This window comes from Gardnerella sp. DNF00476 (assembly GCF_049262735.1).
Taxonomy (GTDB): Bacteria; Actinomycetota; Actinomycetes; order Actinomycetales; family Bifidobacteriaceae; genus Bifidobacterium; species Bifidobacterium vaginale.
On sequence record NZ_CP058401.1, the window covers coordinates 1,578,253 to 1,592,300 of the forward strand.

10 protein-coding genes are annotated in these 14,048 nt (G+C 40.6%); all 10 read left to right on the forward strand.

The annotated features are described in order from the left end of the window. Positions 1–54: 54 nt before the first annotated feature. Complete coding sequence (locus HXT25_RS06315) at positions 55–1,473, forward strand: MvaI/BcnI family restriction endonuclease (RefSeq protein ID WP_020760290.1); 1,419 nt, start codon at positions 55–57, stop codon at positions 1,471–1,473. Between the two features lie 78 nt (positions 1,474–1,551). Continuing rightward, positions 1,552–2,766: a glutamine-hydrolyzing carbamoyl-phosphate synthase small subunit gene (carA, locus tag HXT25_RS06320; RefSeq protein WP_004111767.1), complete on the forward strand. Its 1,215-nt coding sequence runs from the start codon at positions 1,552–1,554 to the stop codon at positions 2,764–2,766. Positions 2,767–2,795: 29 nt separating this feature from the next. Then, positions 2,796–6,191 (forward strand): carbamoyl-phosphate synthase large subunit, encoded by a 3,396-nt coding sequence (carB, locus tag HXT25_RS06325; protein ID WP_116437790.1) that lies wholly within the window; start codon positions 2,796–2,798, stop codon positions 6,189–6,191. 3 nt (positions 6,192–6,194) lie between these two features. Beyond that, on the forward strand, positions 6,195–7,094 hold the full coding sequence (gene pyrF, locus HXT25_RS06330; protein ID WP_004111765.1) for an orotidine-5'-phosphate decarboxylase: 900 nt from the start codon (positions 6,195–6,197) through the stop codon (positions 7,092–7,094). Positions 7,095–7,116: 22 nt separating this feature from the next. Continuing rightward, on the forward strand, positions 7,117–7,734 hold the full coding sequence (gene gmk, locus HXT25_RS06335; protein WP_004111764.1) for a guanylate kinase: 618 nt from the start codon (positions 7,117–7,119) through the stop codon (positions 7,732–7,734). A gap of 109 nt (positions 7,735–7,843) precedes the next feature. Further along, complete coding sequence (rpoZ, locus tag HXT25_RS06340) at positions 7,844–8,128, forward strand: DNA-directed RNA polymerase subunit omega (protein ID WP_004111763.1); 285 nt, start codon at positions 7,844–7,846, stop codon at positions 8,126–8,128. 113 nt (positions 8,129–8,241) lie between these two features. Then, positions 8,242–9,468, forward strand: a complete 1,227-nt coding sequence (metK, locus tag HXT25_RS06345; RefSeq protein ID WP_004138151.1) for a methionine adenosyltransferase — start codon at positions 8,242–8,244, stop codon at positions 9,466–9,468. Positions 9,469–9,493: 25 nt separating this feature from the next. Next, positions 9,494–11,944, forward strand: a complete 2,451-nt coding sequence (locus HXT25_RS06350) for a primosomal protein N' (RefSeq protein ID WP_422118816.1) — start codon at positions 9,494–9,496, stop codon at positions 11,942–11,944. Between the two features lie 46 nt (positions 11,945–11,990). Next, positions 11,991–13,115 carry a shikimate dehydrogenase gene (locus HXT25_RS06355; RefSeq protein ID WP_075038647.1) on the forward strand — a complete coding sequence of 375 codons (1,125 nt, stop codon included), beginning with the start codon at positions 11,991–11,993 and terminating at the stop codon, positions 13,113–13,115. After that, positions 13,112–14,011: an RNase adapter RapZ gene (gene rapZ / locus HXT25_RS06360; protein WP_009994741.1), complete on the forward strand. Its 900-nt coding sequence runs from the start codon at positions 13,112–13,114 to the stop codon at positions 14,009–14,011. Before HXT25_RS06355 ends, rapZ begins: the two co-directional genes overlap by 4 nt. Positions 14,012–14,048 lie beyond the last annotated feature (37 nt).

Below are 14,048 nucleotides of genomic sequence, written 5' to 3' on the forward strand. Positions count from 1 at the left end.
TAACTATTACAAAAGTTATTTTTAAATTATTATCATGTTTGATATTATTCAAACATGGAAAGTATTGATATCAAAGATGATGCCAATTGGTATGACAAGTTGGATATACGCCAAGTTTGTGCTTTACTTAATGAAGCTGGTGCGGATAGTATTTGGGTGAAAAGGCTCGTTGCTAATAATAATTCTAAGCAGCAGGTTTGGCTTGCTGGAGATCCTTCTGATTTGTCATTTCTTCCTTTAGGTGTTCCAAAATATGAAAAATCTAATTCAAAAAAGAAAAGCTCTAGTGATTATGTAATACAAATACCTATTCCTTGGAAATGGGTAACTCCAAATGGAATATTTGATGCGCCTAATTCTAAAATGTGCTACTATCCTCAATATCCAGAAGTAAGATTTTCTGGATTTTTACAAGGTTGTGAATCTGGTCCTTCTGATCTTATGAACGAAACTAAGCGTGGTCATGAAGAAGGAAGATGTTTATTTTTTGGAGCATTCAAGAAACACAATTCTCACGAATCCTATGTTTTAGGTTTAGTTGTTGGAGCATCTTCTCCAGCGGCTCAATACGTTCCTAGAATGGATACTTTTTCAAATGGTCATATATGCAAGGTTGTAATTAATGATGAAAATAATAACGAATTTTCAATTTTAGAATCTGCGCTTGTGAATGTTATAAATAAAAAGATTGTTCCTTGGAGATTAACAAATGATGGGAAGATTGTAAAACCTTATATTGCTCAAAATGCGCCTGGATTAACTTTGGAGGCGGAACTTGGAATAGGGGAAAATGCTATTCCAAGTCCTGATTTTGATGTTTGGGAATTAAAAGCAATAAAACAGTCTTCTTTAGAAAAAAGAAATAACCATAAGATCACCTTATTTACTCCTCAACCCGATATTGGTTGGATTACATCTACAAGCCAAGCTGACTTTATATTACGTTATGGGCATGTTAGTAAAGAAGATAGTGATGGTAATCCTATTGAGTATTATCTTACTTCCAGTGATATTAAATATGATTCAGAAGAAAAAGATAGCGCTAAGCTGATAATAAAAATTATTGGTTTTACTAATGCAAAGAACTTTGATCCCAATGGGAAAATTGCATTAATTGATAGCAAAACTGGAGAACTTGCTGCAGGATGGTCATTCTTAAAAATTCTTGAACATTGGCAGAGAAAGCACAACAGGGTTGCATATGTTCCATATGTTTATGAGAGTGTTGAAGGACAAAAGCTGGTTGAATTTGGTCCGCTTATAACTCTAGGAATATCAACAAGTTTTGGATTATTTTTACAAGCATTTAATGACCGTAAGATAATTTTCGATCCGGGAGACAAACTTTCATTCATTGATAACAAATGGAAACCTAAATCGAGGAGTCAGTTCAGAATTAATCTTAATGACGTATGTGCAATTTACAAAGAAATTCATGAGATTGATTTAAGAGATAGTAGTAAAAATTTCTGATATTAAATATCGGCGCGTCGCCGTCCGCCAATCTGAGTAGACTTGCCACGAATAACCTAAAGCCATAAGGGGGTTAAGGTGGGCTATAACGACACCTTCGCCGGATTCGGCACTGATGATGCAGTATTAGTATTGGAAGACGGACAAGTTTACGTTGGTAAACCATTTGGCGCAAAAGGTTCTACGCGCGCTGAAATCGTGTTCTCTACAGGAATGACTGGTTACCAAGAAACGCTTACTGATCCAAGTTATGATCAACAAATAGTTGTTCAAACGTTCCCACACATAGGAAATACGGGAATTAACAATGAAGACCCAGAATCTTCAAAAATATGGGTTGCAGGATACGTGGTAAAAGCTCCAAGCCCTATTGTTAGCAATTGGAGATCCACTGGTTCCTTGGAAGATGATTTAGAAAAACAAGGGATAGTAGGAATCAGTGGTATTGATACGAGAATGCTGGTACGACATTTACGCTCAGTTGGCGTTATGCGTGCCGGCATTTTTTCTAATGAAGCACTGATAGACAAATCTACTGGAGCAATTCGCACAGTTGCGTCTTTTGTGAATGAGATTAAACAAACTCCTCAAATGCAAGGCTTGCGACTAACTGACGAAGTTAGCACGCAAGAAGCTTATACAATTGAGCCTTGTGGAGATTACGAAGGCAAGGAGCCTCTTTACACTGTTGTAGCTGTGGACTTTGGTATAAAAGCCATGACTCCGCATCGTTTGGCACAGCGTGGATGCCGTGTGCACGTTGTAAGCTCCTCAATAAGTTTTGAGTCACTTCAAGCACTTAATGCAGATGGCGTGTTCTTCTCGAATGGACCAGGTGATCCTGCTCAAGCAAATCGAGAAGTGGAATTATTGCGTAACGTGTTAGACGCAGGATACCCATTCTTTGGAATATGCTTTGGAAACCAGCTTTTAGGTCGCGCGCTTGGGTTTGGAACGTACAAGCTTAAGTTTGGTCATCGTGGCATAAATCAGCCTGTAAAAGACGTGACTACTGGAAAAGTGGAAGTTACGGCTCATAATCACGGATTTGCTGTAGATGCACCTATTGGTAAGACTGTTCAGTCTCCTTACGAAAATGGACATTTTGGTCGCGTAATAGTATCTCATGTAGATCTTAACGACAATGTTGTAGAAGGCTTGCAATGCCTTGATATTCCAGCTTTTTCTGTGCAATATCATCCAGAAGCAGCCGCAGGACCTCATGATGCATCGTACTTGTTTAACCGCTTTGTAGAACTTATGCAAAATCACAAGAATAAAAGCGAAAAATAGTAGGTATAAAGGGATAAAAGGAATTTATAATGCCAAAACGTGCTGATATTAAATCCGTAATGGTTATTGGTTCTGGTCCAATCGTAATTGGTCAGGCTGCAGAATTCGACTACTCTGGAACGCAAGCTTGCCGAGTCCTTCACGAAGAAGGAATCCGCGTAATTCTTGTAAACTCTAATCCTGCTACTATTATGACGGACCCAGAGCTTGCAGACGCAACATATATTGAGCCAATAGACACGGCAATTTTGGAGCGCATTATTGCTAAAGAGAAGCCAGATGCGCTTCTTCCAACATTAGGTGGTCAAACTGCTCTTAATGCCGCAATGGACTTGGGTCGTGCAGGAATCTTAGAAAAGTATAATGTAGAGCTTATTGGTGCATCTCTTGAGGCAATCGACCGCGGAGAGGACCGTGAGCTTTTCAAAAAAGTTGTTGAAAAAGCTGGGGCAGAAAGTGCAAAATCCTTTATTGCTCACTCAATTGAAGAAGTAGACAAAATTGTTGAAACACTAGGGTACCCAGTTGTTGTGCGTCCAAGCTTCACAATGGGAGGTTTAGGCTCTGGAATTGCTCACAATCAGGAAGAATTACACCGCATTGCAGGAGCAGGCATTCACTATTCTCCAACAAACGAAGTGCTTATTGAAGAAGGCATTGAAGGTTGGAAGGAATTTGAGCTTGAGCTTATGCGAGATTCCAAAGACAATGTTGTTGTTGTGTGCCCAATCGAAAATGTTGATCCTGTAGGCGTTCACACAGGCGACTCGATTACAGTTGCTCCATGCTTTACGCTAACAGATCGCGAGTATCAAAAGATGCGCGATATTGGCATCGCGATTATTCGAGGTGTTGGCGTTGACACTGGCGGATGCAATATTCAGTTTGCAATCAATCCTCGAACTGGTCGCATTATCGTAATCGAAATGAATCCGCGAGTTTCGCGTTCTTCTGCGCTAGCATCTAAAGCAACTGGTTTCCCGATTGCAAAAATCGCTACAAAACTTGCCCTCGGATACACTTTGGACGAAATTCAAAACGATATTACGCGTTCAACTCCTGCAAGCTTTGAGCCAACGATTGACTATGTTGTAACTAAGATTCCGCGCTTTGCTTTTGAAAAGTTCCCTGGAGCAGACACTACGCTTACAACTTCTATGAAGTCAGTCGGCGAAGCAATGGCTTTGGCTGGAAATTTCCAGGAATCTCTTGGAAAAGCAATGCGATCAATTGATAAACGTCACGCTTGCTTTAATTGGGACGGCGAGCGCCCAAGTAAAGAAGAAGTTGCTAAGCTTCTTGAAGAAATTCATACTCCAACCGAGCACCGCTACTTGCAAATTCAGCGCGCGCTCTGGGGTGGGGCTACGCCTGAGCAGATTTTTGACGCAACAAAGATAGACCCATGGTTTGTTGAGCAGCTTTCGTTAATCAATAAAACAGCTTTAGAGGTTCGTGAAGCAGAAAATTTGACGCCAAAAGTGTTAAAGAATGCTAAGCTTGCTGGTCTTTCGGATGTTCAAATTGCGCATTTGCGTAATCTTGGCGACGAAGGCGAAAACATGGTTCGAGAGCTTCGCTGGGCGTATGGATTGCATCCTGTTTACAAAACGGTTGACACGTGTGCTGCCGAGTTCGACGCTGTAACACCTTACTACTATTCTTGCTACGCTGACGAAAGCGAGCTTAAGCCACGCGATCGTGAAGCTGTAATCATTCTTGGCTCTGGTCCAAACAGAATAGGTCAGGGTATTGAGTTTGACTACACTTGCGTTCATGCTGTGCAAGAGCTGGGTAAGGATTACGACACAATTATGGTCAATTGCAATCCTGAAACAGTTTCTACAGACTACGATATGTCGGATCGCCTTTACTTTGAGCCGCTTACTTTTGAAGACGTGCTCGAAATTTACCAAGCAGAAAAGAAGCTTGGTCCAGTAAAAGGTGTTATTGTGCAACTTGGCGGCCAAACTCCACTTTCGCTTGCAGCGCGCCTTAAAGCTGCAGGAGTTCCAATTTTGGGCACTACGCCTGAGGCTATTGATTTGGCGGAAAATCGTGAGCTTTTCGGTGAGGTTCTTCGTCAAGAAGGCATGAATGCTCCGCGCTACGGAACTGCATTAAGCCTTGAAGAGGCTAAAGATGCTGCTCACGCAATTGGTTACCCTGTTCTTGTGCGACCAAGTTATGTGCTTGGCGGTCGAGGAATGGAAATCGTGTACGATGATGCTCAGCTTGCAAAATATGTGGATCGTGCTTTACAGGAAGCTCAAGCAGACACTGTTGTTTCTGGTCGTTTGCCTTCGCCGCTTTTGATTGATAAGTTCCTTCAGGACGCTATTGAGATTGATGTTGACGCACTTTACGACGGCAATGAGCTTTATATTGGCGGAATTATGGAGCATGTTGAGGAAGCTGGCGTACACTCTGGTGACGCTGCTTGTACTCTTCCTCCAAGCACGCTTTCCGACGATCAAATTCGTAGACTTCGCGAGGGCACGCTTTCGATTGCTCGCGGATGCTCAGTTCGTGGTCTTATTAATGTGCAATATGCTTTTATGGCAAACACTTTGTACGTAATTGAGGCGAATCCTCGAGCATCTCGTACTGTTCCGTTTGCGTCTAAAGCTACGGGAGTTGCTCTTGCTAAAGCTGCTGCTCGAATTATGGCTGGGGAAACAATCGCACAGCAGCGAAAGCGCGGTCTTCTTCTTCCTAAGGGAGATGGTGGAGATATTCACCCAGGCCAGCAAGTTGCTATTAAAGCTTCCGTCTTGCCTTTCAAACGTTTCCGCACGCCTGTTGGTCGCACAGTCGATATTTTGCTCGGACCAGAGATGCGCTCTACTGGAGAAGTTATGGGCTTTGACCGCGACTTCCCACATGCTTTTGCTAAGAGTCAGCTTGCAGCGTACAAGGGCGGTTTGCCTACAAGCGGCAACGTGTTTGTGTCTGTAAGTGATGCAGATAAAAGACAATTGCCGCTACTTGCAGTGCGCCTAGTAGAGCTTGGATTTACGATTTGGGCTACAGAAGGTACGGCATCTGTTCTTAGACGTTACGGCATTGATTCCGTTATTGTTGATAAGCTTTCTAGCCTTGGCGACACGGCGAAGGATGTGCGAAATGACGTGCCTTCGCATGAAAGAATCGGCAAAAACGTGGTTGAGCTGATTGAGAATGGTAAGATTGATATGGTGTTGAACACGCCGAATTCCAGAGGGTCGCGTACAGATGGTTATGCTATTCGTGCAGCTGCTGTTGCAGCAGACCTTCCGCAATTCACTACAATTACGGAGTTTGCACCAGTTCTTATGGCTATAGAAGCCGTTAAGAACAACGATTACCAAGTGATGAGCATTCAGGAGCATGCAAAGCAACTGTTTGCAATCGAGAAGGCAGAAAACGAAGAAAGTCGGGCTTAATACATGACCGAAAGCATACGAGAGCAGGAATTGCAGGCGCAAAGATCCGATTTTGGATTGCGTCTAAAAAACGCTATGGCAAAATATGGGCCATTATGCGTTGGCATAGATCCGCACCGCAAGATGCTGCTTAATTGGGGATACAAGATGGATGCTCAAGGAGCAGAATTGTTCTCCATGCGTATGCTTCAGGCCATGAACGGCAGAGCTGCTGCCGTAAAATTCCAGTCGAGCATGTTCGAGCGTTACGGGTCTAAGGGGTTCGCGGCGCTCGAACGAGTGCTGTATGCTGCAAGACAAATGGATGTAATTACTATTGTTGATTGTGGTCATGGTGGTTTGTCTACAACAATCTCTGCGCTTGCCGACGCATACTTTAAGCCAGATGCGCCTCTTCTTACTGATGCTATTACACTTCTTCCGTATTACGGAGCTAGGTCAATGGGTGGGTTGATTAATGAGGCTCTTAATAATGGCAGGGGCGTGTTCATTGCTTCTCTAACGTCTAATCGCGAAGGCGCTAGCTTGCAAACTGCTATTCGTCAGACTGGTTCCTACCGCGGCACAACTGTTGCTCATGGTATTGCTCAAACTGCGCAAATTTTTAACAATAATACAAAGGGCATGGGTTCCGTTGGCTTAATTGTTGGAGCCACTATTGGAGATTGGATGAATGGCGGTGGAATCGATTTAACGAGTTTTACTGGTCCTATTCTTTCTCCAGGTTACGGTTGGCAGGGAGCGGAAGCTAACGATTTGAAAACGGTTTTTGCTGGTACGCATGGAAATGTTTTAGTAACAGTTTCTAGGTCTATTGCTTCTCATGGTCCAGATATTGGTGCATTATCTACTGCAACTGAACGAATAGCTTGGGATATTCGTCAAGCTTTAATGGATTCATGAAAATTATTTAAGAGAGTCAAATATGGTTAGTTTAAACGATACACAGAGTATGCCAGTCGCTACTAAAAGGCGTTTGATTGTTCTTACTGGTCCTACTGCAGCTGGTAAGGGCACTGTTGAGGGAGTATTGCGCGAAAAACATCCTAATATTTGGCTTTCTGTTTCTGCGACTACCAGAAAACCTCGTTATGATGAGTTTAATGGAATTCATTATTGGTTCATTGATGAAGAAGAGTTTGAGCGCAGGAAGAGGAACGGAGAGTTTCTGGAGACTGCTCTTGTTCATGGAATGGCACATTATGGCACTTTAATTCAGCCTGTTTTAGATCATCTTGCTCAAAACGTTCCAACGCTTCTAGAGATTGATCTTCAGGGAGCTAGGAGAGTTAAGCAGGAAGCTTCTAGATTAGGTTTAGAAGTCGTATACGTATTTATTGCCCCTCCTAGCTTTGAGGAGCTTAAGCGTCGACTTATTGGTAGAGGCACTGAAACTCCTGAGCAGCAGGCTAAGCGTTTGCAAACCGCTAAAGTAGAAATGGCTGCGTCTAGCGAGTTTGATTTTGTGATTGTTAATGACGATGCTCAGCGCGCTGCAGATGAACTTTGGAAGATAATAGCTAAAGAATACGATTTAGATTAATTTAAATTAATTTAGATTAATCTAAATGAGTAATTCCTAAATATCCTTGCAATAGCTTACAATAGTCTACTTGGAAACTATTGTGGCACCATAGAATATGGAGAACATTATGGCATTGGGCACTAAGCCAACACCTACGGGACTTGCAAATCCGCCTATTGATGATTTGATGCAGCATGCGGATTCCAAGTATGCGCTTGCCTTGTTTGCCGCAAAACGAGCACGGCAGATTAATTCTTATTTCACTCAGCTTAACGAAGGATTGTTGCAGAACGTCGGTCCTCTTGTTGATTATAGAAACCAGGAGAAGCCTCTTTCTATAGCATTCCGAGAAATTAATAAAGGTTTGCTGGTGGAGAATCTTGGTGAAGATGATATGAATGAGGGAAATTAAGTTTTCTTTACATTTTTAATTGCAGCCGTATTATCCTATGCTTGTTGGTATTGGATATGCGGCTGTTATTGGTTTTAGCGCATAAGTTTTAATTTTTTAATTAAAGGGGAGTTATGTCGGAAGCTAAACTTATTTCTGCAGAATCTGTTACAGAAGGTCATCCTGATAAGCTTTGTGATCAGATTGCAGATGCGATTCTAGATGATATGCTTCGTCAAGATTCTCATGCGCATGTTGCTGTTGAAGTTTGTGCATGCGTAGGACAATTTGTAGTCTTCGGGGAAGTTAGGGGAGAAGTATACACCGACATACCAGGCATTGTTAGAAAAGTTGTACGCGAAGTAGGATACAACAGTTCAACTGTTGGATTGGATGCTGATTCATGTGGAGTAATGGTTTCGCTAACTGAGCAAAGCGCGGAGATAAATCAAGGTGTTTCTAGATTAGATTTAGAATCCGAAAGTATTGCGTCTAAAGAAGATCGTTATAAAAGCCAAGGCGCAGGCGATCAAGGCGTTATGTTTGGATATGCTAGCGATGAGACAGACGCTTATATGCCACTTCCAATATATCTAGCTCATCAGCTTGCCCAGCGCCTATCCTACGTGCGAAAATCTGGAATTGTATCTAAACTTAGACCAGACGGTAAAACACAGGTTACAATCGAATATGATGAATTTGGGAACCCTGTTCGTTTAGATACTGTTCTTATTTCAACACAGCACGACCCAGATGTGAGTCATGATTGGCTTAGAAATCAACTTGTCCAAAACGTTGTAGAGCCTGTTCTTAACAAAGTGTTAGGGAAAAACGTAAATCATAATGATTACAGAATGCTTGTAAATCCAACTGGATCTTTTGTTTTGGGTGGTCCTGCAGCAGATTCTGGTTTAACAGGCAGAAAAATTATTGTAGACACTTATGGAGGGGCTGCACATCATGGTGGTGGAGCTTTTTCTGGCAAAGACCCTAGTAAAGTGGATCGTTCTGCAGCCTATGCTGCGCGTTGGGTTGCTAAGAATCTTGTTGCCGCAGGTTTAGCCCATAAAATAGAGGTACAAGTTGCATATGCGATTGGAATTGCAGAGCCTGTTAGCGTGAATGTAGAAACTTTTGGAACCGAAGCTAATGGAATTACTCGTTCAGATATTTCTAAGATTGTTCGAAAAGTCTTTGATTTACGCCCAGCAGCAATTATCGACGAGCTTGATTTGCTTCGACCAATCTACTCGAAAACTTCTGCTTATGGACATTTTGGAAGAACAGATGTTGATTTTCCTTGGGAAAGACTTAATCGTGTTGATCAGATTAAGAATGAGGTAAAATCTTTAAAAAATTGATTTGAGGATTTAAAAGGATGTGCTAATGCTTGAGCAGCCTTCACTTGATGGTTTAGCGCGCAAACCACGTAGGCGTAAGAAGAGTGATTCAACCCAGAGTCAAGCTGATAATTGCCCTATTGCTCATATTGTCCTGGATGTTCAAGCATCTCATCTCGGTAAAACTTTTGATTACATTGTTAGCAAAGATCAGGATGATTACGCTAAGCCAGGGTGTATGGTCCGCGTCAAATTTGGTACTAGACGCGTAAATGGAATTATTTGGAGTAGGAGTGAATCAAGCACAACACCAATATCTTCATTAAAGTTTATTGAAAAAATTATTCCAATAGGGGAAGTAGTTTCTAAATCTTTTATGGAAGATATTTCTTCAATAGCTGATGCTTATGGTGGAACAAGAGCTAATATTATTAGACTTGCTTTACCTAGAAGAATTGCTGGTGTAGATAAAGAAAATTTGCTGGACGATATTCATTTATCTAAAAGAGTAAAATGGATTAATGAATTACAAAAAAATTTTAGGTCTAATGATACTTGCGCGATATCTCAATACGATGGAAGTGAGAATCTTAGAAAAACAACATATGCTCGTATGATTGCATCCTACAATAATGCGAATCTTCTTAAACAATCCTTAGAAGATGTTCATAAACCGTATTATTTGCATCATGAAAATAGTTCGCTTTCGAATAATTATAAGAATAATTGCAAAGCTTTTCTTATAGATGCCTTACCAGGAGCAATGAGATGGGCTCAGGATTTAGCGTGGATTATTGTAACTGCAATAAGAGCTGGTCGTCAAGTTGCTGTTGTTCTTCCTACAATTCGCGAAGTAAACGATGTTATGCGTGCCCTTATGGTTTATGGTCTTAAACCTTATAAAAAATCGCAGAATCCAAGTGGAACTTTAAGTGGAGATGTTGCTCGTCTTTGCGCATATGATTCTCCAGCAGACAGGTATAGAGCGTGGAGAGCTATAGAAAAAGGAATTGTTCCATGTGTTTTAGGAACAAGATCTGCAATGTATGCACCAGTTGAGTCGCAAGCGCTTTTTGTGATTGTAGAAGATGGCGCATATCAGTACGCAGATGGTATGATGCCTTACGCTCAAGCTAGAGGCGTTATGCGATTGCGCACACAAAATCATAATGGCGTTTTCATAACAATGTCTTTTGCTAGAAGCGTAATAAGCCAAAACGAATTAAAAGGAAAAAATCTTGCTGCAAAAGTAAGTGGACCTTTAATTGAAATTAAACCATTTAATACTATTGTTAGTAATGCTTGCCCATGGGTTCGTCTACTTAATTCTGATAACCTTAATAAGATAAATGACCCGAGTGCAGGATCTAGAATACCGTATACTGCACTAGCGTCGATTAGACAAACTTTAGACGCAAATCTGCCTGTTTTACTTGTTACAGCACAAGACGATACTGTTCAGCGTGCTGCATGCAAAAAATGCCATAGTATGGCTCGTTGTAAACGCTGTACAGGTCCTCTTGACTTACCAATAGATGGTTCTGCTCCTAAATGCGCATGGTGTGGAAGTGCTGCGATTGGCTGGAAGTGCTCGAATTGTTCTAGTGGATCTAACTTTATCGAGGCTATTCGTGTTGGCGTCAATTTTACCGCCAAAGAAATATTTAAGATTTTCAATGATGTTCCAATTATTATATCTTCCGCGAAGCAGAAAAGTGGTGTTATAGAGTGGATTGACCAGAAGCCGATGATTGTCATTTGTACTTTAGGAGCAGAACCTCGAGTTTTAAGCTCATCTAAAAATTCTTGCGGAGAATATGGTCTTGTTGCGATTTTAGACGCGTGGACGAGTCTTTACAACACTGGTTTAGATTCTCGAATAGACACTTTGAATGCTTGGATGAAAGCAGCTTCAATGTGTGCGTCAAAAAACAGAGGTGGAAGCGTTCTTATTTTGGGTGAAACTTACGATATTCTCGCTAAATCTTTGGAAGAATGGGATTCATCAATTCTTTCTAAACAAGAGTTGCAAGAAAGAAGTGAAGCACTTCTTCCGCCAACTGTATGTGTCGCAAGAATATGGGGTTTTAGGCAGGCTGTAGTAGATACGCTTAATGCGATTGGCGCAATGAGTGTAGATGTAAGCGAAGATATTACAAAAGTTGTAAGCAAAAATGGTGATTTAGATAGTTCTAGTAATCTTCCAATGTTAAAAGTCGAAACTAAAGATAGTGAATCTGTGGTTTCAGGCGATTCGAGTGAATCCGAATATCTTCCACCTTTACTTGGAATTGTTCCAATGAAGCCTCCTTCAACATTGCACGAGCAAAATTCTCAACGCTTTGAAGAGTTAAACGACAGAGTTAAAGCAGTTGTAAGAGTGCCATTAGAGTATAGAGATGAATTAGTTAATCGTTTGAAAAAAGAATGTGCAAAGCATTTTGCAATGCGAAAAAATGGTGAATTAAAATTTAGTGTGGATCCTAAGGATTTGTAAAATCGCATAAACTTATTAATAAAGACTTATAAATAAAGAGGTTAAAATGGTTGAAAAATGCTACAATTGCGCGGTTTTGGGCAATCCTATATCGCACTCTTTATCTCCAGTTCTACACAATGCTGCATATAAGGCATTGGGCTTAAATAATTGGCATTATGGTAAAGAAAAAGTTAGCGAGGAAGACTTAAAAGATTTTATTGCGCATCTTGACGATTCTTGGAAAGGCTTAAGCCTTACAATGCCACTTAAAAAAACAATTATGAGCCTAGGTGTAGCTTGCGATTATTGGTCTAAAACGCTTGGTGTTGCAAATACTGCTGTGTTTAGTAAAAAGCCATGCTTAGAAAATCCTGAGACGATTGAGCTTTGTAACACAGATGTAAATGGTATTGTAATGGCGTTAATACACTCTTTAAAGTCTCAAATATTAAACGCTAAAAGTGCGGTTATTATTGGCAGCGGAAACACTGCGTCTTCTGCAATGGCAGCTTTAATAGAAATTGCTCAAGGTTCAAAATTGAGTAAAGTTAGTGTTGTTGCAAGATTGCAAAGCGATGGTAAAACTGTTAAAGGCGTTAGTAGATTTAACGATTTAGTAGATAAATATAAATTGGATTTTCCAAATAGCAGAAGAATAGAGCCGTCTAACTTGAATCTTAAAAACAAACGTGGCTACAAGCCTGTTTGCGGTATAGAATTCCCTACTATTGATCCTGAGTTTATAAAAATATCGCAAGATATAGAAAAATGTGATAAATCTCACATTCTAGAATCTATTTCTTCGTTGGATGCAATTGAAGCAATTGTAAACGCAGATATTGTTATAAGCACTGTTCCTGCTCATATAGCAGACGGATTAGCGCTCGCTTTGTGTGAATATTGCAAGGAAAAGTCAATAAAACATTTAGGAGCTTTGCTAGACGTTGTATATGATCCTCGACCAAGCCAGATGCTTAAAGTTTGGAGAAAATATGGCATGGGTATTGGTGGAGAAGAAATGCTTTTATATCAAGCACTAGATCAAGTAAAACTCATGACTTTTGATTATAGGCATTCAAGTGATGATTCGTGTGATGATTCTTGCATAATCAAACACCAATCTGACAAGGCTACAGATTACGATTACATAAGAAGTTGCATGGAAAAAGCATTGAAGGAGGCGTTATGATCACTGAAAATAGTGAATTCTCGCAGGTGGCAAGCGATTTTGAAGTAATGCTCATTACTGGCATGAGCGGCGCTGGCAGATCTCATGCAGCAAATGCTTTGGAAGACATGGGCTGGTATGTTATTGATAATCTTCCTCCAAAGTTACTCATCCCTCTTGTAGACATGATGACATCTTCTGGATCTAAAGTTCATAAGCTTGCAGCAGTTATTGACGTAAGATCACGCGGATATTTTGATGATTTATTTGTTGTTTTGGGTCATATAGATGATTTAGGCGTAAAAACTCGAATACTATTTTTAGATGCATCTGATTCTGTGCTCATTAAAAGATATGAGTCAGTGCGCAGACCACATCCTTTGCAGCGCGGAGGAAGACTTATAGATGGTATTTTGGAAGAGCGTGAGCTTTTATGTCATCTTAAAGATTGCGCAGATATTATTATCGATACTTCAAATCTTAGTATTCATCAGCTTTCCACTAAACTTTATGAGGGGTTGCTTGGAAAAGGATCTTCTACAGTATCTGTTCACATTTTTAGTTTTGGGTTCAAGTACGGAATGCCTATGGACGCCGATTTTGTGGCAGATATGCGATTTTTGCCCAATCCATTTTGGATTCCAGAGCTTAGGGATTTAACTGGAAAAGATAAAGCAGTTAGCGATTATGTTCTTAAAAATCCAGCGGCAATAGAATTCTTAGACTATTACGAAAAAGCTCTTCTTACGGCAATTGATGGTTTTGCAAAAGAAGATAAGCATTATGTAACAATTGCTGTTGGATGCACTGGGGGTCAGCATAGGTCTGTAGCTATTAGCATAGAGCTTGCAAGAAGACTAAAATTAAGAGGATTGCAGGTTACAGTATCTGCTAGAGAGATGAGATCTAGAACATGATTTAATTTCTCCTATAGGATTATGTAATATAAAAAGT

What these genes read in the sequence shown, in the direction of transcription:
- HXT25_RS06315 (WP_020760290.1), top strand. Translation starts at nt 55, where the DNA reads ATGGAAAGTATTGATATCAAAGATGATGCCAATTGGTATGACAAGTTG.
- carB (WP_116437790.1), top strand. Translation starts at nt 2,796, where the DNA reads ATGCCAAAACGTGCTGATATTAAATCCGTAATGGTTATTGGTTCTGGT.
- pyrF (WP_004111765.1), top strand. Translation starts at nt 6,195, where the DNA reads ATGACCGAAAGCATACGAGAGCAGGAATTGCAGGCGCAAAGATCCGAT.
- gmk (WP_004111764.1), top strand. Translation starts at nt 7,117, where the DNA reads ATGGTTAGTTTAAACGATACACAGAGTATGCCAGTCGCTACTAAAAGG.
- rpoZ (WP_004111763.1), top strand. Translation starts at nt 7,844, where the DNA reads ATGGCATTGGGCACTAAGCCAACACCTACGGGACTTGCAAATCCGCCT.
- metK (WP_004138151.1), top strand. Translation starts at nt 8,242, where the DNA reads ATGTCGGAAGCTAAACTTATTTCTGCAGAATCTGTTACAGAAGGTCAT.
- HXT25_RS06350 (WP_422118816.1), top strand. Translation starts at nt 9,494, where the DNA reads ATGCTTGAGCAGCCTTCACTTGATGGTTTAGCGCGCAAACCACGTAGG.
- HXT25_RS06355 (WP_075038647.1), top strand. Translation starts at nt 11,991, where the DNA reads ATGGTTGAAAAATGCTACAATTGCGCGGTTTTGGGCAATCCTATATCG.
- rapZ (WP_009994741.1), top strand. Translation starts at nt 13,112, where the DNA reads ATGATCACTGAAAATAGTGAATTCTCGCAGGTGGCAAGCGATTTTGAA.